Consider the following 19,895-nt stretch of genomic DNA (forward strand, 5'->3'; position numbering starts at 1 on the left):
CGGCGGGCTGCGCGTTTCATATGGCTCTTATCGCATAATCCCGTGTCCGCGGCGATCCGGGAAAGCGCGCGATCGGTTTTGCGCAGGAGATGCACCGCGCGCTCGACGCGGAACTGGTCTGATCGTCGTCTGTCGGGAATCTTTCCGGCGGTTCGACCGACCGGATTGCGGATTCTCGAGGCCGTTGCGGGCGGGGAAACTTTCGGGCGAGCGGCAGCATTCAAAGGCATCGATGTTGCCGATGCGCCGTATCGCAAGATTCGGCGGGCATTGCGAATCCGATGGCGAGACAATCGGCCCATGAAGATCGAGATTGCGACGTTGGCGCCGTACGGCGATATCCTGTTCGGTTGCGTGAAGCGCACGTGAGCCTTCCGCTGAAGGGTATCTCGTCGATGGCCACGCGCCGGGTACTGGCCGAACTGATCACCGTCTGGCAGACCGGCGGCGGCGAGCCGATCGCCATCGAGGCGGTCGGCGGTGTCGATGCCGTGAAACGCGTGCAGGGCGGCAACGAAGCCTTCGACACAGTGTTCCTAGCCGGCGACGCCCTCGATCGCCTGCTGGCGTCGGGACGCGTGGTCGCCGGCAGCAAGGTGGACCTGATGTTGTCGGGAACGGCGGTGGCGGTCCTGGCGGGTAGCCCGCATCCGGACATCAGCAGCGAGGACGCAGTGCGCGACGCAGTGCTAGCCGCATCCAGCATCGGCTATTCCACAGGCCCCAGCGGAGTCGCGCTGCAGAAGTTGTTCGAACGCTGGGGCATCGCCAGGGAATTGGCGTCGCGCACGGTGCAGGCCGCGCCGGGTGTGCCGGTCGCCACGCTGGTGGCCAGCGGCGAGGTCGCGCTGGGTTTCCAGCAGTTGAGCGAACTGATCCACGTGCCAGGCATCTGCATCGTCGGGCCGTTGCCGCCGGCCATCGCCATCGATACGGTGTTCTCGGCCGGCGTGGTTGCCGGTTCGCCAAACGCCGACATCGTACGCCGGCTGCTGTCCTTCATGGCTTCGCCCGAGGCGGAGCCGGCCAAGCGGCGCGAAGGCATGCAACCCATTCCGTTGCCTTCCAACCTTTCCCGGACATCCGCATGATCATCGACTGCCACGGCCATTACACCACTGCGCCTAAGGCGCTGGAGAACTGGCGCGAGCGCCAGGTCGCCGGCATCAAGGATCCGTCGCAGGCGCCGAAGGCGTCCGATCTGTCGATTGGCGACGACGAACTGCGCGAAACGATCGAACTCAATCAGCTCAAGTTGATGCGCGAGCGTGGCTCGGACCTGACGATCTTCAGCCCGCGCGCAAGTTTCATGGCTCACCATGTCGGCGACTTCCAGGTCAGCAGCACCTGGGCGGCGATCTGCAATGAATTGTGTTTCCGAGTCTCGCAACTTTACCCGGATCACTTCATCGGCGCGGCGATGCTGCCGCAATCGCCGGGCGTGGACCCGGCCACCTGCATCCCCGAGATCCGCCGCTGCGTGGAGGAATACGGCTTCGTCGCGGTCAACCTAAACCCCGATCCGTCCGGAGGCCATTGGCGCGAGCCGCCGTTGACCGATCGCCATTGGTATCCGGTCTACGAAACCTTGGTGGAATACGACATACCGGCGATGGTGCACGTGTCCACCAGCTGCAACGCCTGCTTCCACACTACCGGCGCGCACTACCTTAACGCCGACACCACTGCCTTCATGCAACTGCTGACCGATGATCTGTTCAGGAATTTCCCGACCCTGCGCTTCGTCATTCCGCACGGCGGCGGCGCGGTGCCCTACCACTGGGGGCGCTTCCGCGGGCTGGCGCAGATGCTGAAAAAGCCTGAGCCACGCCAGGCGCTGCTGGGCAACGTGTTCTTCGACACTTGCGTGTATCACCAACCGGGCATCGACCTGCTGGGTACGGTCATTCCCGTCGACAATATCCTGTTCGCCTCGGAAATGATCGGTGCGGTTCGCGGCATCGACCCGGACACCGGACACTATTTCGACGATACCAAGCGCTATGTCGATGCCTCGCCGCGCTTCAGCGACGCCGATCGCCACAAGATATTCGAAGACAATGCGCGGCGTGCGTACCCGCGCCTGGATGCGGCGCTGAAGGCGCGCGGACATTGAAATCGGAAGGAGCGCAGACATGTACGAACTGGGCGTGGTGTATCGCAACATCGAACGCGCCGACCGCGAAACAACTGACGCGCTGGCCGCGTTCGGTTCGGCCACGGTGCACGAGGCCATGGGCCGCGTCGGCCTGCTGAAACCCTACATGCGGCCGATCTATCCCGGCGCGCAGGTATCCGGCACCGCCGTCACCGTACTGCTGCATCCCGGCGACAACTGGATGATGCACGTGGTGGCCGAACAGATTTCCCCCGGCGACATCGTGGTCGCGGCGATCACTGCTGAATGCAACGACGGCTACTTCGGCGACCTGCTGGCGACCAGCTTCCAAGCGCGCGGCGCGCGCGCGCTGGTGATCGATGCTGGCGTGCGCGACGTGAAGACGCTGGGCGAAATGCGGTTCCCGGTGTGGAGCCGCTGCATCAGCGCCAAGGGAACGATCAAGGCGACGCTTGGCTCGGTCAACATCCCGGTGGTTTGCGCCGGCGTGCTGGTGACGCCCGGCGATGTGGTCGTTGCCGACGACGATGGGGTGGTCTGCGTGCCGCGCGCCATGGCCGCGGCCACGCTGGAGGCTGCGCGCAAGCGCGAGGCCAACGAGGGCGCCAAGCGCGAGAAGCTGGCCAGCGGTGTGTTGGGCCTGGACATGTACGCGATGCGCGAACCGCTGGCGGTCGCCGGCCTGCGCTACATCGACTGAAGGAGAGGCTGATGGGCAAGCCGACCGCGGGCCCGTTCGAGAAGACGCCGGGCTGGCTGGACTGGTACGACGGCCCCGGCGCGCCGCGATTCGAAGTGCCTGCCGGCGCTGTGGACGCGCATTGCCATGTGTTCGGCCCCGGCGCCGAATTTCCGTACGCACCGGAGCGCAAATACACGCCCTGCGACGCGTCGAAGGCGCAACTGTTCGCGCTGCGCGATCGCCTCGGCTTTGCACGCAACGTGATCGTGCAGGCCACCTGCCACGGTGCCGACAACCGCGCCATGGTCGATGCCTGCCTGGCTTCGGGCGGCAGGGCGCGCGGCGTGGCTACGGTGCGCCGCAGCGTCAGCGATGAGGAATTGCAGCAGTTGCACGCGGCCGGCGTGCGCGGCGTGCGCTTCAACTTCGTCAAGCGGCTGGTGGACTTCACGCCCAAGGACGAGCTGCTGGAGATCGCCGGCCGCATCGCCAAGCTCGGCTGGCACGTCGTCATCTACTTCGAGGCGGTGGACCTGCCCGAGCTGTGGGACTTCTTCACCGCGCTGCCCACCATCGTGGTAGTCGACCACATGGGCCGGCCCGACGTGGGCAAGCCCATCGACGGTCCGGAGTTCGCGCTGTTCCTGAAGTTCATGCGCGAGCACCGCAACGTATGGAGCAAGGTGAGCTGCCCCGAGCGCCTGTCCGTCGCCGGCCCACCGGCGCTCGACGGCGAACGGAACGCCTACCGCGACGTCGTGCCCTTCGCGCGCAAGGTGGTCGAGCTGTTCCCCGACCGCGTGCTGTGGGGCACCGACTGGCCGCACCCCAACCTCAAGGGCCACATGCCCGACGACGGCCTGCTGGTGGACTTCATCCCGCACATCGCGCCGACGGCCGAGCTGCAGAAGAAGCTGCTGGTGGACAACCCGATGCGCCTCTATTGGCCGGAAGAGGTTGAGCGCTGAACGTTTGGCGTTCAGCGAAAACCCGAAACGCACAACATCCAATGCTCGACAAACCCTACCTCGACGTGCCCGGCACGATCATCTTCGACGCGGACCAGAGCCGCAAAGGCTACTGGCTCAACCAGTTCTGCATGAGCCTCATGAAGGCCGAGAACCGCGAGCGCTTCAAGGCCGACGAGCGCGCCTACCTCGACGAGTGGCCGATGACCGAGGAGCAGAAGCAGGCCGTGCTGGCACGCGACCTGAACTGGTGCATGCGCACCGGCGGCAACATCTACTTCCTGGCGAAGATCGGCGCCACCGACGGCAAGAGCTTCCAGCAGATGGCCGGCAGCATGACCGGCATGACCGAGCAGGAATACCGCGACATGATGATCGGCGGCGGCCGCCGCGTCGAAGGCAACCGCTACCTCGGCGAGGACGGCGACGCGCAGCCGCAGAACCAGCCCCAGGGTGCCGCCGGCGCCGCCCACCGCAGGAACAAGGAGGCTTGACATGGCCCGCATCACCGCATCCGTCTACACCTCGCATGTGCCCGCCATCGGCGCCGCGATGGACCTGGGCAAGACCCATGAACCCTACTGGCAACCGCTCTTCAAGGGCTACGAGTTCTCGCGCCAGTGGATGAAGGACAATAAGCCCCACGTCGTCTTCCTGGTCTTCAACGACCACGCCACGGCCTTCAGCCTGGAGATGATCCCGACCTTCGCCATCGGCACCGCCGCCGAGTACCAGCCGGCCGACGAAGGCTGGGGCCCACGCCCGGTGCCCAAGGTGGTGGGCCACCCCGAGCTGGCCAGCCACATCGCGCAGAGCGTGATCCAGCAGGACTTCGACCTCACCATCGTCAACAGGATGGACGTGGACCACGGCCTGACGGTGCCGCTGTCGCTGCTATGCGGCGAGAAGGACCCGAAGGAAGGCGCCTGGCCCTGCCCGGTGATCCCCTTCGCCGTCAACGTGGTGCAGTACCCCGTGCCCAGCGGCCAGCGCTGCTTCAACCTGGGCCGCGCCATCCGCAAGGCCGTCGAAAGCTACGACGAGGACCTGAACGTGCACATCTGGGGCACCGGCGGCATGAGCCACCAGCTGCAGGGCGCGCGCGCCGGCCTGATCAACGCCGACTGGGACAACAGGTTCCTCGACCGCCTGATCGCCGAGCCGGTGGAACTCGCCAAGGTGCCGCACATCGAGTACGTGCGCGAGGCCGGCAGCGAGGGCATCGAGCTGGTGATGTGGCTGATCGCCCGCGGCGCGATGGCCGACGTGAACGGCGAAGGCCCGCCGCCGAAGGTGGCGCACCGCTTCTTCCACGTGCCGGCCTCCAACACGGCGGTCGGCCACCTGATCCTCGAAGAACCCCGTTGAGTCCGCGAACAAAGGAACCCCTACATGACCATCAAAGCAGCCCTGGCCGGTGCCGGCGCCTTCGGCATCAAGCACCTGGACGGCATCAAGAACATCGACGGCGTCGAAGTCGTCTCGCTCATCAGCCGCGACCTGGGCAAGACCAAGGAAGTCGCGGACCAGTACAACATCAAGCACGTGACGACCGACCTGGCCGAGAGCCTGGCTCTCAAGGAAGTGGACGCCGTCATCCTCTGCACGCCCACCCAGATGCATGCCGCGCAGACCAAGGCCTGCCTGGAGGCCGGCAAGCACGTGCAGGTGGAGATCCCGCTGTGCGACGTGCTCAAGGACGGCGAGGAGGTGCTGGCCCTGCAGAAGAAGACGGGCAAGGTCGCCATGGTCGGCCATACGCGCCGCTTCAACCCCAGCCACCAGTACGTGCACAAGAAGATCGCCGCCGGCGAGTTCAACATCCAGCAGATGGACGTGCAGACCTACTTCTTCCGCCGCACCAACATGAACGCGCTGGGCCAGCCGCGCAGCTGGACCGACCACCTGCTGTGGCACCACGCCGCCCACACGGTGGACCTGTTCGCCTACCAGGCCGGCAGCCCGATCGCGAAGGCCAACGCCGTGCAGGGCCCGATCCACAAGGACCTGGGCATCGCGATGGACATGAGCATCCAGCTCAAGGCCGAGAACGGCGCGATCTGCACGCTCTCCTTGAGCTTCAACAACGACGGCCCGCTGGGCACCTTCTTCCGCTACATCGGCGACACCGCCACCTACATCGCACGCTATGATGACCTTGTGCAGACGCACAGCAAGGGCCCCGAGACGCCGGTGGACGTGAGCCAAGTCGATGTGTCGATGAACGGCATCGAGCTGCAGGACCGCGAGTTCTTCGCCGCCATCCGCGAAGGGCGTGAGCCGAATTCCAGCGTGGCCCAGGTTCTGCCCTGCTACCGGGTGCTGCAACAGATGGAACGGCAGCTGCAGTCGGCCGGCTGAGAGGGGCCGCGCGCCGGCCAACCGGATTGAGGCTGGAATGCCCTGGAGGGCGTGCTCGGCCGCGTGCAGACGCTGCGTCAGCGCGCGTAGCCGAGTCCGGCGTGTGGCCATGTAGCCGACGGGCGATGGATCCGTGTCAGCGCGGCTTGGCGCAGGTTGTCGTCGGCGGAATCGGGATCGGGAAGGAAATCAATGCGGCGGGAGGTCGACGTAGTTTTCGGCCAGTGCTGCGCTGGCGGCGTGCGAACCGACCACGTAGTCGAGTTCCGCCAGCTGCAGGCGCTGGTCGAAGCCGCTGTGGTTCGGAAAAACGGTGCATCAGCGAGGTGAACCACCACGAGAAGCGCTCGGCCTTCCAGATGCGCTGCAGGCAGCGATGCGAATACTCGTCGAGTACGGCGTCGTCGTCGGCGTAATGCGCGGCCAGCGCTTCGACCAAAAGGCCGACATCGGTGGGGGCCAGCTTCAGGCCCTTGGCGCCGGTCGGCGGCACGATGTGCGCGGCGTCGCCGGCCAAGAACAAGCGGCCGAAGCGCATTGGCTCGGCGACGAAGCTGCGGAGTGGGGCTGCTTTTTTCCAGCGACGGTCCGGTGGCCAGCCGTTCGGCTGCTTCCGGATCCAGGCGCAGCCGCAGTTCGTCCAAGAACGCCTCGTCGCTCCAGTCTTCCGTCTTCTCGCCCAGCGACAGCTGCAGGTAGTAGCGGCTGCGGGTCGCGCTGCGCATGCTACACAGGGCAAAGCCGCGCGGGCTGTTGGCGTAGACGAGTTCGTCGCCGCCGGCGGGGTGTCGGCGAGCAGGCCGAGCCAGCCGAACGGATAAATCTAAATCTTCTCGTGGCAGGCGCCGGCGCCGGTGGGAACGCTGACGCGGCTGACGCCGTGATAGCCATCGCAGCCTGCAATGAAGTCGCAGTCGATGCGCGTGCGCCAGCCGTCGACCGTGCAGGTCACGTGCGGCCGGTTGCCGTCGGAGCCATGCAGGGTGACGTCGGTCGTCCGGTACAGAGTAGCCAACCCGGCTTGCGCACGCGCTCCCATCAGGTCGCGGGTGATTTCAGTCTGGCCGTACACGGTGACCTGACGGCCGCCACTGAGCCGATGTAGATCGATGCGATGGCGGCTGCCGGCGAACAGCAGTTCGATGCCGTGGTGGCCGGACCTTCGCGCTCGGCGCGCTCGGCCACGCCGGCCCCGCGCAGCAGGTCCATCGTGGTTTGTTCGATCACGCCGGCGCGAATGCGGCCCAGCACGTAGGTTTGCGACTGACGTTCGACTACCACTGCCTCGATGCCGGCTACGTGCGGCAATTGCGCCAGCAACAGCCCGGACGGGCCGGCGCCGACGATGGCGACCTGGGTGCGAATCCGCGAAGGCGAAGTAAGGGGATGCTTGCATGAAGGGGGCGGTGGCCTGCAAGCCGGCATACAGTCGCGCGCACTGCCCGGCGCAGGGCGGTCGCACTGTAGGCGGCGATAACGGCCGCGGACCAATCGTTTGTGGCGATTCGGGCCATGGCGCCGGCGAATGCATCGACGGCGCGCGTCGACGAAGCGGTTTTTATCCGCGGAATCCGTGCCTGCCATGCGATTGTGCAACGCACAAATCGCCGCGATAGCTGGCTGCTATGGCGAATGTCGATTTCATCGGTCGCGGCGGGCTCGCTAGCATGCCGATGCTCGGTCCACGGATGCGGCTGGCGCATGTCGAAGCCCTCAGGAGCGCGACTGCGGCCGGCATCCGCCGCGGCCTCAACGGTTCGAAAAATCAACATTCCAGGAGTGACAAATCATGTCCTTGCAGCATTCGACACACACGCCGCACGCGCGGCAGCGTCTGGCCATGGCGATCTTCGCTGCCTTGGCGTTACCTGCCATCGCGCAGGCCCAGCAGGCGGAAGCGACGACCGACCCGGCCACGGCAAAGGCTGCCGCGACGCTCGGTGACGTCGTGGTGACCGCACAGAAGCGCAGCGAGCGCCTGCAGGAAACGCCGGTGGCCGCCGCGGTGGTGACGTCGCAGCAGCTGGAGAACGCCAACGCCAGCGACATTTCTGACCTCAACAAGCTGGTGCCGTCGGTGGAGCTCAAGGGCAGCAACAATGGCCGCGTGCCGATCGCCATGCGCGGCATCTCCACCAACGCCGACGAGGCCACCGTCGGCCTGACCTCGGGCGTGCTGATCATGGTGGATGGCGTACCGGTGTCCTCCGACGCCGCTGGCGTCAACGAACTGTCCGATCTCGCCAACGTCGAAGTGCTCAAGGGTCCGCAGTCCACCCTCGGCGGCCGCGCCGCCTCGGCCGGCGTGATCAACCTGGTCACGCGCAAACCGACCGACTACTGGAGTGGCTCGTTCAGTGCCCTGGCCACCGGCGACGGCGAATACAAGCTGGACGGCTTCGTCTCCGGGCCGATCAGCGATAGCGCCCAGTTCAGCCTGTCGGCCTACGAGCATCGGGTGGATCTGCCGATCCACAACATCGCCACCGGGAAGGATTCGACCACCGACAGCGACGGCGGGCGCCTGAAGCTGCTACTGCATCCGAACGACGACCTCGACATCACCTTGGCTGCGCACGGCTACGAGATCGATGCCAAGGGCGGCAGCTTCACCTATCAATATCTGACCCAGCAGGCCATATTCAACAGCCGTTTCCCGGGCACTGCGTACAACGGCATCGCCTACGACGAGGTGATGGCCGGCATCACCCCGCACTGGGGCAACACCGACTACAACTCGCCGGTAGACATGCGTGCAAAGACCGTCGGCAGCGACTTCAGCGCCAACGTCGACTGGCGCCTCGGCGACTACACGCTCAGTTCGACCACCGCCTATCAGCACGAGCGCCAGGACATGGTGCAGGATGCCGGCGTCACCGCGACCTACTGGTTGAACGAGCTTACCGCCACGGTGTGCAGCGAACTGGCCATTCCCCCCTTCTGCGCCGCGTCCTGGGACAACTCGCAGCACATCATTCTCAAGCCGACCACCAAGTCGCAGGAATTCAAGATCGCCTCGCCGCTGGACGGGCCGATCAATTTCGTCGCCGGCGTGTTCTATTCCGACACCGACGTCTGGAGCAGCGGCGTGCGCGCGATGTTCGCCAATCCCTACCAATACGTGTTGAATTCGGACACCAAGACCCTGGATGCGTATGGCCGCGTCACCTGGAAGCTGCCCGACAATTTCGACCTGCTGACCGGCCTGCGCTTCAACCACGACACGGTCAGCTACTGGAAGAACGATATCTACGACGGTTACTACAGCAGCAACGAGGCCACCGAGAACATCTGGGTCGGCGATATTTCGCTGCGCAAGCGCTTCTCGCCCGATGCCATGGGCTACATCACCTATGCCCGCGGCTACAAGCCGATGGCCTTCAACACCGCCGCCTCGCTCTCCTCGAACGATCCGCTGGATCCGGTGGACAACGAAACCGTCGACAATTTCGAGCTGGGCCTGAAGCTGGCGCTGCTGGACCGCAAGCTGACGCTCGACAGCGCGCTGTTCCAGACCACGTACCGCAATTATCAGGTACAGACCTACGAAACCACCAACGGCTACTTGGCTGACCTGCACCTGTCCAGCGCGGGCAAGGCGCGTACCCGCGGCCTCGAGTCCGACCTCAACTTCGCCGCCACCGAGGCGTTGCGCCTCAACGCCAGCATCGCTTGGATCCAGGCCGTGTTCGTGGACTTCAAGGGCGCGCCCTGCTGGGGCGGCAACACTAGCCAGACCGAGGCCGAGGGCTGCGTCGACGGCACCTATCAGGACCTCTCGGGCAAGCCGATGCCGGACGCGCCTAAATTCAAGGCCAACGTCGGCGCGGACTACACCTGGTCCGGCAATGGCGGCACGCGACCCGACCTGACCCTGTCCGGCCAGTATGCCTGGCGCAGCGGCACCAACATGCAGGCGGACAACAACCCCTATACCTACCAACCGGCTTTCGGCATCTTCAACCTGTCGCTGACTGCCAAATGGAATCAGGGCAAGTTCAGCGCCTCGCTGTTCGTCAACAACGTGTTCGACAAGTTCTACCTGGTCAACGTCACCGACAACTTCAGCGGCATCTGGAGCGATTCGGCGATGGCCATCACCGGCCAGCCGGCACGCGACGCCAGTCGCTACGCCGGCCTGCGCCTGAACTGGAACTTCGACTGATCCCGCTTTTCGACCGCCGCGGCCCGCGTTTTGCACGGGTCGCGGCCGCGCAGGCAGCGACGGGCTTTCGCGGCGGCGCTACCAGGCGGTGGCGCCGCCGTCGAGCTTGAAGTCCGCCGCGGTCACCCAGCCGGCCTCGTCGGAAGCCAGGTAGGTCGCGCACCAGGCGATGTCGTCGGGCGTACCCAGGCGCTGGATCATCATCTTCGATAGCACCGTTTCCCTGAAGCCGGGCTCGTGGTCCAGGCGCGGCTGGGTCGCGCCGGTGACCACCAGCGCCGGCGAGATGGTGTTGGCGCGGATGCCGTGCGGGCCGCCTTCCATCGCCAGTTGCCGGGTCATCGCCAGCACCGCGCCCTTGCCGGCACAGTGCGCCAGTGCGCCCGATCCGGCCAGCGCTTCGTAGGCATTGGCCGAGGCGAAATTGACGATGGCGCCTCCGCCGCGCGCCTTCATGTGCGGCCACACCGCCTTGCAGGCCAGGAACACCACGTCGATTTCGCCGGCCAGCGTGGCTTTCCACTGGCGCTGGTAATCCATTTGCTCGATGAACTCGAACGCGCCCCAGGCGGCGGCATTGACCAGGATGTCGATGCCGCCGAGTTCGCGCAGCGCCGCGGCGACCAGCGCATCGACGTCGGCAGGATTGGTGAGGTCGCAGGGATGCAGGCTGTGCAGGACGTGGCCGGCCGAGCGCGCCTCTTCGACGCTGGCCTGCGCGGCCTGCGCGTTGAGGTCGCAGCCCAGCACCTGTGCGCCCTCGGCGAGGAAGCGCAGCGCGCAGCCCTTGCCGATGCCGCTGCCGATGCCGGTGACGATGGCGAGCTTGCCGTTGAGTCGGTTCATGGAGGTGGATCCGTCATGGGAAGGAATGGGGAAGTGCGGGCCTTCGGCGCCGGAACCGGCCCCGGCGCGGATCAAAGTCCGGCGAAGGTCTCCGCGCACCAGTCGGCGATGTAATCGCGCATCACCGTGCCGTTGTCGGCGCCGCAATGCTCGATCTCGAAATCGGCGCGGGTGAAGATGCGCAGGTGGCGCTTGGGCGAGTTCACTGCCTGCTCGTAGGACAGTTGCGCGTTGTAGGCCGGAATCTGCCGGTCGTTCTCGCCGTGGGTGACGAGGAACGGCACCTTGATCTTCTCGACCTGGCCGTCGAGGGTGATCTGGTCGGCGTAGTCGAGGAAGGCGTCGCGGTCGTCGAAGCCGAACACCCACATCACGTGGTCCCAGTAGTGCGGGACCGGGTTCTCGCCCTCGTTCCGCACCCGCTCGCGCTGGCGCTTGCCCCAGACGTGGTTGGCGCCCATCACCGCGCACAGCGCGTAGCGCGGGTCGTTGGCGGCGATGCGCGGGGCGTGGTAGCCGCCGAAGGACAGGCCGAAAATGCCGATCTTCGAATGGATCACGTCGCTGCGGGTCAACAGGTAGTCGAACGCGGGCGAGCCCCAGCGCTCGCCGTCATAGACGGCAACGAGGCCACGCTTGCGGATCGCCTCGCCGGTGCCGGGTTGGTCTACGAACAGGGTGTTGATGCCGCGCTCCAGGTTGACCGCGCCGTGGCCGGCCATGTTGACCTGCTCCTTCATCGAATCCAGGCCGTTGACCGACACCAGGGTCGGCCGCGGCGTGCCGCTGCCGTCGTGGATGAAGATGCCGGTGTAGCTCGATCCTTCATACGGGATCTCGACCTTCTCCACATGCAGCCCGCGCAGTGCCGAACCCTTGTGGTACAGCGCCAGCCCCTTGTCGTAGGCGACCCAGCGCGGCGCATAGTCGCGGCTCTGCATGCGCTCGGCGGACAGATAGTAGCTGGACGCGCGCAGGTACTTGCTGCCGGCCGACAGCAGATAGCCGGCGGCCTCGTCGGCTTCGGCGTTGCGCGCGACCTGGTCGGCCACCGCGATCCAGCTGTCGAACAACTGCGCCGAGCCGGCGTCGGCGCCGGCCTTGGCCGCTTCGATCAGCGGCCGGTTGGCGACATCGATTTCGCCGTGGTTGCCGCCGCAGACCAGAGCCAGGTTTGTCTGCAGGTTCCAGACGTAGTTGCCGGGAAAGGGTTCGAACATGGGTGTCTCCAGTTCAACGGGGATGCCGGCCTCAGTCGCCGTGCCACAGATCCGGCTGCTCGACCAGTTCGATCAGATTGCCGGCCACGTCGCGCAGGAAGACGTTGGCGCCCCACGGGAAGCGCTTGACCCAGACGATGTCCGCGTCCTGCGCGCGCAGATGTTTGGCGGCGGCATCGACATCGGGCACGGCGAAGGCGACGTGCTTGTTGCCGTGGGTACGGTTGTCGCTGTTCGGTTCCAGCCGTTCCGGCGGCAGCGGATTGGCGTTCGGCACTTCGAACAATTCGATGCGCATCGGCCCGCGTCGCAGCATCGCCACGTCGGCCGGGATAGCCGGGATCGGGAATCGCACTTCCAGCTCGAAGCCGAGCACGCGCGCGTACCACGCGATCGCCGCATCGAGGCTGGGCACGCTCATCGCGCCGTGGTGGTGTTTCAGCGGCAACGCGGCGACGGCGGCGCTGGCGGGGGATTCGTTCGACATGGCGGAAACCTGCGGCATGGATAAAGCAAGGGTAACGCTCAACCGGCGGCGCGCGCGGCTTGCACGAAGCGCACGTCGATCGCGCCGAACACCGATGCGCCGGCGTCGTCGAGCACCTCGAATTGCAGCGATTCGCCGAACTGCACGAACGGCGTGCGCGCTTCGCCGTGGTCGATGGTTTCGACCGCGCGCTGCTCGGCCAGACACGCCGAGCCGACTTCGCGATACGTGCGGTTCGACACCGTACCCGAGCCGAGCACGAAGCCGGCGCGCAGGCGGCGGTTGTAGGCGACCTGCGCGATCAGTTCGCCGAAGCTCCAGTCCATCTCGCGCCCGTTCGGATGGCCGAACGCTTTGCCGTTGCGCGCAACCCGCATGTCCAGCGCGACGCGACCGTTCTGCCAAGCCTCGCCGAGTTCGTCCGGCGTCACCGCGACCGGGGCGAAGATCGTCGCCGGCTTGGCCTGGATCAGGCCGAAGCCGATCTGGATTTCGCGGATCAGGTGCTTGCGCATGCTGACGTCGTCGATGAAGGTGATGAGGCGGATGTGCGCTTGCGCCTGTTCCGGCGTCGCGCCCATCGGCACGTCGTCAGTGATCGCCGCGAATTCGCCCTCGAAATCGCACTGGTCCTCGACGTCGGGAAATTCGTAGTCGCCGCGTGGGCCGCGGAAATCGTCGCCCTGGCGCGGCACCATCACGCTCATCCCGGGGGTTTTCTTGATGGTCAGTTTGTAGGCCTCGTCCATGATTCTGCCATGGTTGAGGAATGCCGAGGCGTCGACGAATTGGTGGCTGCGCGGCAGCGGCGCGAGCGCCTGCGCCGGGTCGAAATCGAATGCGTCTTCGGCGTGGCCTGCTTGCAGTTGCGCGTACAGGGCTTGCAGTTGCGGTTCCAGTTCGACCCAGTTTTCCAGCGCGGCTTGCAGGGTCGGCGCGATGTGCGCGGCATCGACCGCGCGGCGCAGGTCGCGCGAAACCAGCACCAGCTGTCCGTCGCGGCTGCCGTTGCGGAGGGAAGCGAATTTCATCGTCAGGTTTCCGTGTTGCGAAGGAAGATCAGAGCAGCGGGCGGCCACCATCGACCGCAATGGTGCAGCCGGTCGAGAATGTGAGGTCGCGCACCGCGACCGCGACCGCGCGGCCGATTTCCTCCGGCGCGGCCAGCCGGCCCAGCGGCGTGCTGGCGCATTGCTTGTCGCGCCATACCACGTCGAGCGACTTGACGAAGTCGGTATCGACCAAGCCCGGCGCGACCGACAGTACCCGCACTTGCGGGGCGAGCGCGCGCGCCAGCGACAGGGTGAGGTTGTCCAGCGCCGCCTTCGACGCGCAGTAGGCGATGTTGCTGCCCATCGCGGTGCGCGCGGCGATCGAGCTGATGTTGACCACCACGCCGCCGCCGGGCAACGCGCTTTCGCGCAACAACGGCAGCAAGGCGCGGGTCGCGGCGATCGCGCCGCGCACGTTGGTGGCGAGGATCTCGTCGATCAGCGCGTCGTCCAGTCCATCGAGGTCGGCATGGGCGACGAAGCGCGTGGTGCCGGCGCAGTTGACCAGCACGTCGGCGCGGCCGCATTCGGCTTGAACCGACGCGGCCAGCGCCTGCAACGAAGCGCTGTCGGTCACCGACGCCTGCAAGGCGAGATGGCCGTCGCCAGGCAGCGCGGCGGCCAACGCACGCGCCGCGTCGGCGGAACTGCGCCAGGTGACCACCACGCGCAGGCCGGCTTCGGCCAGCGCGCGGCAGATCGCCGCACCCAGCCCGCCGGCGCCGCCGGTGACGACCGCAACCGCGCGCGTGTCGCCCACCTCAGGCCGCCTGCTTCTTGCCGAGCCGGCGCACGCGGATGTCCGCCTGCTCCTTGTGGCCCGAGAAGTGCTCCAGCGCGCACAGCCGTGAGCACACTTCGCCGATCGCTGCGCTGGCTTCGTCGGTGAGGATGCGCTGGTAGGTATGGGTCTTGATGAACTTGCCGACCCACAGACCGCCAGTGTAGCGGCCGGCGCCCATGGTCGGCAGGGTGTGGTTGGTGCCGATCACCTTGTCGCCGTAGGAGACGTTGGTGCGCGCGCCGAGGAACAGGCCGCCGTAGCGGGTCATGCGCTGCAGGAACCAGTCCGGGTCGCGGGTCATCACTTGCACGTGCTCGGAGCACAGCCGCTCGGACTCGGCCAGCATCTCCTCGTCGGTGTCGCACAGGATGATCTCGCCATAGTCGCGCCAGGACACGCGGGCGATCGGCGCGGTATCCAGCCGCGCCAGCACCTTCTCGATCGCGGCTGGCAGTTCCTCGGCGATCTTCTTGCTGGTGGTGATGCAGTAGGCCGGCGAGGTCGGGCCGTGCTCGGCCTGGCCGAGCAAGTCGACCGCGACCAGTTCGGCGTCCACCGTGTCGTCGCAGATCACCATCGTCTCGGTCGGGCCGGCGAACAGGTCGATGCCCACGCGCCCGAACAGCTGGCGCTTGGCCTCGGCGACGTAGGCGTTACCGGGGCCGACGATCATGTCCACCGGCGCGATGTGCTCGGTGCCCAGCGCCATCGCCGCCACGCCTTGCACGCCGCCCATCACGTAGATCTCGTCGGCGCCGGCTAGGGCCATCGCGGCGATGATCTCCGGCGAGGGCTTGCCGTCGAATGGCGGGGCGCAGGCGATCACGCGCTTGACTCCGGCGACCTTGGCGGTGAGCACGCTCATGTGCGCCGAGGCCAGCAGCGGGTACTTGCCGCCGGGAATGTAGCAGCCGACCGAGTTGACCGGGATGTTCCTGTGGCCGAGCACCACGCCGGGCAGGGTCTCGACCTCGACGTCGCGCAGCGACAGCAGCTGGATCTGGGCGAAGCGGCGGATCTGCGCTTGGGCGAACTGGATGTCCTCGATCGCCTGCGCCGGCAGGCTGTCGATGCAAGCGTGGATTTCCTCCTGGGTCAGCCGCAGCGATGGCGGGTTCCATCTATCGAATTTCTCGGAATAGTCGCGCACGGCGGCTTCGCCGCGCGCCTCGATGTCGGCGATGATCTTCTCGACGGTGTCGCGGACTTGGGCGTTGAGTTCGGCCTTGGCGTCGGCTGGCTTGCCTTGCTTGATATGGCGGATCATGACTGCGGTTCCGTTGGTTTCTGGATGAAAGCGGGGGTCAGCGGGTGGCCACCGGCCGGAAATGGCCGGCGGAGGGTGGCTGGGCGAAGAACGGGTTCAGCAGCGCGCGCCACTGCACGAACAGCTCCGAGCCGCGGAAGCCCTCGGTGTGGTCCTCGACCGTGTTCCACAACACCAGCAGCGCGTACTGCGAGGGCGTCTCGTGCGAGCGATGCAGGCTGTGGCCGAGGTGGCCGCTGGCGCGAGCGATGACTTTGCGCGCCTGCACGAAGGCTGCCTCGAACGCGACTTCCCGGCCGGGGACGATGTGGAAGTGAGCGATTTCCACGATCATGGTCGAGTTCCGTACGCGCGTGCCGGGCGCTGCCAGTGCGGCAGCGCCAGCCCGGCCACCGGCGAGCGGAAGCTCGGCAACGTCGTGCCTTTCAGGCTGCCGAGATAGACCGTGCGCAAATCCGGCCCGCCGAAGGTCAGGCTGGCCATCATCGGCGCCAGCGTGCCGGCGCAGGCGCCCATCAGGTCCGGCGTCACGGTGCCGGCGGCGAAGTGGCGGTCGTAGATTTCGATCTGCTCGGGCTTGCCGTCGTCGAGCAGGGTCAGCACCTCGCCTTGCGGAGTCAACGCGATCAGGCGCTCGGCGAGGATCAAGGTGATCCACAGGTTGCCGTGGCTGTCGAAAGCGAAGCCGTCCGGAGTGCCGCCCAGATCGGATGGGCCATAGACTTCGCGGTTGCGCAAACTGCCGTCGGCCTGCACGCGCAGGCGCGAGATGCGGCGCGCATTGGATTCGACCACATACAGCCATTCCTCGTTGGCGTCGAGGCGGATCTCGTTGGTGCCGACGAAACCGTCGGCGACGATGCGCAGGCCGCGCTTGTCGATCAGGCCGACGTAGCCGTCGGCGAGCTTCTCGTTGATCGAGCGCGTCCACGGCTGCGCGCGGGTGGTGACGGTGAACCAGATGCGTTCGCGCGAATCGCTGAGGATGAAGTTCATCTTGCCCAGCGGCACGCCGTCGATGCTGTCGTACAGCGTGCGCGAACGGCCGTCGCGGGTCATCAGCTCGATCGCGTCGGTGCCGAAGTTGGCGATCAAAATGTCGCCGTTGGCGTCGAAGGCGATGCCGTTGGGCAGGGTGCCGCCGAGGATCAGGTCCTCGGCGCTGCCGCTGTTGCTGACGCCTTTCTGTGCGATCAACTGCTGGCTGCCGTCGGGATTGATCCGCACGACCCCGCCGCGCGCGTCGGCGGTCCACAGGGTGCCGTCGGACTCGGCCAGGATGCACTCGGGCCGTTGCAGGTCGACGCCGATGTTGCGGATGCGCGAGCGGTCCACCTGCCAGCCGTACAGGGGGTTGATGCGAGAGCGGGTGCTGAGGTCAAGCATTGATTAGGGGATCCTTGTCGGCGGCCAGCGCGCGCGCGACTAGGGCGACGGCATCGCCGTCGTCGCGGAAGCCCAGCGCGGTGGAAGCGGGAACGGAAAGAGGCGGGTAGGCGGCGAACGCGGCTTCCAGCGCCGCATCCGGGGCGTAGTCGATCAGCGCGGACACATCGCGGCCGCGATGCGCGCCGACGGCGCGAACCAGTTCGGCCATGTCCACGCGCAGCGCCGGCAGCGTCCACGCGCGCGGTGCGCCCGCGGGCGGCGCGGGCATGCGCGCGGCGTGGATGAGATTGTCCACCACCCGCGGCACCGACATGATCCAAACCGGCGCCTGCGGCGACACCGGGCAGGTGTAGCGGCGCCCTTCGGCGGCGTGGCGGATCAGGTCGCTCATGAACGCCGACAGCAATCCGGCCGGCGCCGGCGGGCGCATCACGATGCCCGGCAGACGCGGCGCGCGGCCGTCGATCGCGCCGCGACGGGTCGCGTCTTCGAGCAGGATTTCGCCGATCTGCTTGTGCGCGCCGTAGCTGCTGGTCGGGTGCGGCGGCGTGGCGTCGTCCACCACGTCGGGCAGCGGCGCGCCGAGCGCGGCGATGGAACTTGCGAACACGAATACCGGCGCGGTGCTGGCGGCGCCGCGTGCTTCTTCCATCAGCGCCGCCATCGCGCCGACGTTGACTTGGTAGCCGAGCGCGGGATTCTTCACCGTGGCGCCGCCGGGCAGGCTGGCCAGATGAAACACCACGTCCACCGGCGCGGCGAAAGCGCGCGCACGCAATAACGCATCGCACAAGTCGCCGGGCAGGACGCGCACGCGGTCATCGTCCGGCGCGTCCACCGCCAGGTCGAGCAGGGTGAGTGTGTCCAGTGCCGGCCAACCGGCCAGCAGCCGCTGGACCAATGCCTTGCCAATGAAACCGTTGGCGCCAGTGACGAGCAGATGCATGCGGATGGATGCGGAAAACAAGGAAGTGTCGGTTCCCGGCTGTCGATCGGCAGATCGGCGAGCGCGATCGCGCCATCTTGTGCGTCCGTCCGGGTGCGGGGAAATCAAACCTTTCGATGCGGAGCATCACGATCGGCCATGCTCGGGGTATGGCGGCGGCGAATGGGAGCCATGGGCAAACGCCATTTCCGGGGTCGGGCCCGAGCCGCTACGCTTCCGGTCCGAAGTCCGCTCGTCATGGGCGGTGTCAGCAATGTTTTGCGGAGACGCATCTTGAACGTCATCGGGCTGGATTCACTGGTTTTCGGCGTCGAGGATTTCGATGATTGCGTGCGTGCGTTGCGCGACTACGGCCTGCGCAAGGTCGATCGGGTGATGGAAGGCGCCGAGTACGCCGCGCTGGACGGCACCAGCATCGAAGTGCGCCGCAGCGGCGACGCTGGTCTGCCGGAAGCGATCGGCCGTTCCCCCAACATCCGCGAGACCGTCTACGGCGTGGCCGATGCGGCCACCCTGGAGCAGATCGGCGCCGAACTGGGCAAGGATCGGCCGGTGTTCCTCGACGGCGAAGGCACCCTGCACAGCCGTGACGATTCGGGCATCGCCATCGCCTTCCGGGTGACCCGCCGGCGGCCCTTCCAGGCCACCCCGGTGCTGACCAACGTGCCCGGCCTGCCGCCGCAGCGCCCGGTCAACGTGGTCGCCGCCAGCCACGACAGCGAGGCGCTGCCGCATTCGCTCTCGCACGTGGTGTATTTCGTGCCGGACGTGGCAAAGGCCGAGCGCTTCTACGTCGACCGGCTCGGCTTCCGCGTGGTGGACCGCTTCACCGGCGTCGGCCCGTTCCTGCGCCCGGCCGGCACCTTCGAGCACCACACCCTGTTCCTGATCCAGGCGCCGGCGCACATGGCTGGCATCAACCATTTCACCTTCCACTTCAGCGGCCCCAACGAACTGCTCAAAGCCGGCTGGCGCTTCGCCGACAAGGGCTGGAAGAGCTTCTGGGGCCCGGGCCGGCACATCTTCGGCTCCAACTATTTCTGGTACTTCAACAGCCCGTTCGGCGGCGCGTTCGAGTTCGACGCGGACATGGACCTGCACGACGACAGCTGGGTGCCGCGCGAGACCCCGGCCAACAGCGTGACCTCGCAGATATTCCTGTTCGACTACCGCCCGCTATGGTCGCCCAACGGTGACCCGCACTGATCCGCCCGAACCGCATTGGCTGCGCGTCTGCCGCCGCGACGAACTGGCCGAAGCGAACGCGCGCGGCTGCGATCCGGACCCGCGCAGCGGCGAGGACCGCGCGTTCGTCGTGCGCCGCGGCGGCCGCGTGCACGCTTATCGCAACCTGTGTCCGCACAACGAGCGAGCGCTGGAATACGCGAAGGACCGCTTCCTCAACGGCGATGGCAGCGAGATCGTTTGCTACGCCCATGGCGCGCATTTCCTGATCGAGGACGGCCTGTGCACCTTCGGCCCCTGCGAGGGCGAGCGCCTGCAGCCGGTGCGTGTGCGCGAGGACGCGGAATGGATCTGGATCGAGGCGCGTTGACATGGGAAATTCCGAAGCGCTTCGCCAGCCTTGCGGCGCAATGCGCTGCGCTTA

The 19,895-nt window shown here is 66.7% G+C and carries 20 protein-coding genes and 1 pseudogene; 11 read left to right on the top strand and 10 right to left on the bottom strand.

Annotated features, from left to right (window positions below):
• Positions 1 to 42: 42 nt before the first annotated feature.
• Genes QM741_RS07640 through QM741_RS07675 form a run of 8 tightly spaced genes read left to right on the top strand, consistent with a single transcriptional unit; the run spans position 43 to position 6,130 of the window.
• Positions 43 to 369, top strand: coding sequence for a hypothetical protein (locus tag QM741_RS07640; RefSeq protein ID WP_415207119.1), 327 nt, complete (start codon positions 43 to 45; stop codon positions 367 to 369).
• On the top strand, positions 366 to 1,091 hold the full coding sequence (locus tag QM741_RS07645; protein WP_415207120.1) for a substrate-binding domain-containing protein: 726 nt from the start codon (positions 366 to 368) through the stop codon (positions 1,089 to 1,091). The genes QM741_RS07640 and QM741_RS07645 overlap by 4 nt, the downstream gene beginning before the upstream one ends.
• Positions 1,088 to 2,116 carry an amidohydrolase family protein gene (locus tag QM741_RS07650; RefSeq protein ID WP_415207121.1) on the top strand — a complete coding sequence of 343 codons (1,029 nt, stop codon included), beginning with the start codon at positions 1,088 to 1,090 and terminating at the stop codon, positions 2,114 to 2,116. The genes QM741_RS07645 and QM741_RS07650 overlap by 4 nt, the downstream gene beginning before the upstream one ends.
• 28 nt (positions 2,117 to 2,144) lie before the next feature.
• Positions 2,145 to 2,819 (top strand): 4-carboxy-4-hydroxy-2-oxoadipate aldolase/oxaloacetate decarboxylase, encoded by a 675-nt coding sequence (ligK, locus tag QM741_RS07655; protein WP_415209092.1) that lies wholly within the window; start codon positions 2,145 to 2,147, stop codon positions 2,817 to 2,819.
• Between the two features lie 11 nt (positions 2,820 to 2,830).
• Positions 2,831 to 3,769: an amidohydrolase family protein gene (locus QM741_RS07660; protein WP_415207122.1), complete on the top strand. Its 939-nt coding sequence runs from the start codon at positions 2,831 to 2,833 to the stop codon at positions 3,767 to 3,769.
• Between the two features lie 41 nt (positions 3,770 to 3,810).
• A complete protein-coding gene (gene ligA, locus QM741_RS07665; RefSeq protein ID WP_415207123.1) occupies positions 3,811 to 4,263 on the top strand; it encodes a protocatechuate 4,5-dioxygenase subunit alpha in 453 nt (150 codons plus the stop codon).
• 1 nt (position 4,264) lies between these two features.
• Positions 4,265 to 5,137, top strand: a complete 873-nt coding sequence (locus tag QM741_RS07670; RefSeq protein ID WP_415207124.1) for a class III extradiol dioxygenase subunit beta — start codon at positions 4,265 to 4,267, stop codon at positions 5,135 to 5,137.
• A gap of 24 nt (positions 5,138 to 5,161) precedes the next feature.
• A complete protein-coding gene (locus tag QM741_RS07675; RefSeq protein ID WP_415207125.1) occupies positions 5,162 to 6,130 on the top strand; it encodes a Gfo/Idh/MocA family oxidoreductase in 969 nt (322 codons plus the stop codon).
• Positions 6,131 to 6,319: 189 nt separating this feature from the next.
• Here the strand turns inward: QM741_RS07675 and pobA are convergent.
• Positions 6,320 to 7,495, bottom strand: a pseudogene (gene pobA / locus QM741_RS07680) (4-hydroxybenzoate 3-monooxygenase).
• A 424-nt stretch (positions 7,496 to 7,919) separates the two neighbouring features.
• Here pobA and QM741_RS07685 point away from each other — a divergent pair.
• Positions 7,920 to 10,295 carry a TonB-dependent receptor gene (locus QM741_RS07685; RefSeq protein WP_415207126.1) on the top strand — a complete coding sequence of 792 codons (2,376 nt, stop codon included), beginning with the start codon at positions 7,920 to 7,922 and terminating at the stop codon, positions 10,293 to 10,295.
• 78 nt (positions 10,296 to 10,373) lie between these two features.
• Here QM741_RS07685 and QM741_RS07690 read toward each other — a convergent pair whose 3' ends face one another.
• The 9 genes from QM741_RS07690 to QM741_RS07730 form a co-directional block, all read right to left on the bottom strand.
• Positions 10,374 to 11,141, bottom strand: a complete 768-nt coding sequence (locus QM741_RS07690) for an SDR family NAD(P)-dependent oxidoreductase (protein ID WP_415207127.1) — start codon at positions 11,139 to 11,141, stop codon at positions 10,374 to 10,376.
• A gap of 71 nt (positions 11,142 to 11,212) precedes the next feature.
• Complete coding sequence (locus QM741_RS07695) at positions 11,213 to 12,361, bottom strand: alpha/beta hydrolase family protein (protein ID WP_415207128.1); 1,149 nt, start codon at positions 12,359 to 12,361, stop codon at positions 11,213 to 11,215.
• A gap of 31 nt (positions 12,362 to 12,392) precedes the next feature.
• Positions 12,393 to 12,848 (bottom strand): VOC family protein, encoded by a 456-nt coding sequence (locus QM741_RS07700; protein WP_415207129.1) that lies wholly within the window; start codon positions 12,846 to 12,848, stop codon positions 12,393 to 12,395.
• Between the two features lie 38 nt (positions 12,849 to 12,886).
• Positions 12,887 to 13,879, bottom strand: a complete 993-nt coding sequence (locus QM741_RS07705) for a fumarylacetoacetate hydrolase family protein (RefSeq protein WP_415207130.1) — start codon at positions 13,877 to 13,879, stop codon at positions 12,887 to 12,889.
• A 28-nt stretch (positions 13,880 to 13,907) separates the two neighbouring features.
• Positions 13,908 to 14,660 (bottom strand): SDR family NAD(P)-dependent oxidoreductase, encoded by a 753-nt coding sequence (locus QM741_RS07710; RefSeq protein WP_415207131.1) that lies wholly within the window; start codon positions 14,658 to 14,660, stop codon positions 13,908 to 13,910.
• Position 14,661: 1 nt separating this feature from the next.
• The gene (gene hisD / locus QM741_RS07715) at positions 14,662 to 15,951 is read right to left on the bottom strand and encodes a histidinol dehydrogenase (RefSeq protein WP_415207132.1); all 1,290 of its coding nucleotides are present in this window, start codon (positions 15,949 to 15,951) and stop codon (positions 14,662 to 14,664) included.
• A gap of 37 nt (positions 15,952 to 15,988) precedes the next feature.
• On the bottom strand, positions 15,989 to 16,285 hold the full coding sequence (locus QM741_RS07720; protein WP_415207133.1) for an antibiotic biosynthesis monooxygenase family protein: 297 nt from the start codon (positions 16,283 to 16,285) through the stop codon (positions 15,989 to 15,991).
• Positions 16,282 to 17,337 (bottom strand): SMP-30/gluconolactonase/LRE family protein, encoded by a 1,056-nt coding sequence (locus QM741_RS07725; protein ID WP_415207134.1) that lies wholly within the window; start codon positions 17,335 to 17,337, stop codon positions 16,282 to 16,284. The genes QM741_RS07720 and QM741_RS07725 overlap by 4 nt, the downstream gene beginning before the upstream one ends.
• A complete protein-coding gene (locus QM741_RS07730) occupies positions 17,330 to 18,307 on the bottom strand; it encodes an NAD-dependent epimerase/dehydratase family protein (RefSeq protein WP_415207135.1) in 978 nt (325 codons plus the stop codon). The genes QM741_RS07725 and QM741_RS07730 overlap by 8 nt, the downstream gene beginning before the upstream one ends.
• 252 nt (positions 18,308 to 18,559) lie before the next feature.
• Between QM741_RS07730 and QM741_RS07735 the strand changes: the two genes are divergently transcribed.
• The gene (locus QM741_RS07735) at positions 18,560 to 19,492 is read left to right on the top strand and encodes a VOC family protein (protein WP_415207136.1); all 933 of its coding nucleotides are present in this window, start codon (positions 18,560 to 18,562) and stop codon (positions 19,490 to 19,492) included.
• A complete protein-coding gene (locus tag QM741_RS07740; protein ID WP_415207137.1) occupies positions 19,479 to 19,841 on the top strand; it encodes a Rieske (2Fe-2S) protein in 363 nt (120 codons plus the stop codon). The genes QM741_RS07735 and QM741_RS07740 overlap by 14 nt, the downstream gene beginning before the upstream one ends.
• The last annotated feature ends 54 nt before the right edge of the window (positions 19,842 to 19,895 follow it).

It is taken from the genome of Rudaea sp. (assembly GCF_047601565.1).
GTDB lineage: Bacteria > Pseudomonadota > Gammaproteobacteria > Xanthomonadales > Rhodanobacteraceae > Rudaea.

Coding starts and splice junctions, on each gene's coding strand:
- QM741_RS07705 (WP_415207130.1), bottom strand. CDS start 13,879: ATGAAATTCGCTTCCCTCCGCAACGGCAGCCGCGACGGACAGCTGGTG.
- QM741_RS07695 (WP_415207128.1), bottom strand. CDS start 12,361: ATGTTCGAACCCTTTCCCGGCAACTACGTCTGGAACCTGCAGACAAAC.
- QM741_RS07670 (WP_415207124.1), top strand. CDS start 4,265: ATGGCCCGCATCACCGCATCCGTCTACACCTCGCATGTGCCCGCCATC.
- QM741_RS07650 (WP_415207121.1), top strand. CDS start 1,088: ATGATCATCGACTGCCACGGCCATTACACCACTGCGCCTAAGGCGCTG.
- hisD (WP_415207132.1), bottom strand. CDS start 15,951: ATGATCCGCCATATCAAGCAAGGCAAGCCAGCCGACGCCAAGGCCGAA.
- QM741_RS07690 (WP_415207127.1), bottom strand. CDS start 11,141: ATGAACCGACTCAACGGCAAGCTCGCCATCGTCACCGGCATCGGCAGC.
- ligA (WP_415207123.1), top strand. CDS start 3,811: ATGCTCGACAAACCCTACCTCGACGTGCCCGGCACGATCATCTTCGAC.
- QM741_RS07725 (WP_415207134.1), bottom strand. CDS start 17,337: ATGCTTGACCTCAGCACCCGCTCTCGCATCAACCCCCTGTACGGCTGG.
- QM741_RS07660 (WP_415207122.1), top strand. CDS start 2,831: ATGGGCAAGCCGACCGCGGGCCCGTTCGAGAAGACGCCGGGCTGGCTG.
- QM741_RS07685 (WP_415207126.1), top strand. CDS start 7,920: ATGTCCTTGCAGCATTCGACACACACGCCGCACGCGCGGCAGCGTCTG.
- QM741_RS07700 (WP_415207129.1), bottom strand. CDS start 12,848: ATGTCGAACGAATCCCCCGCCAGCGCCGCCGTCGCCGCGTTGCCGCTG.
- QM741_RS07675 (WP_415207125.1), top strand. CDS start 5,162: ATGACCATCAAAGCAGCCCTGGCCGGTGCCGGCGCCTTCGGCATCAAG.
- QM741_RS07720 (WP_415207133.1), bottom strand. CDS start 16,285: ATGATCGTGGAAATCGCTCACTTCCACATCGTCCCCGGCCGGGAAGTC.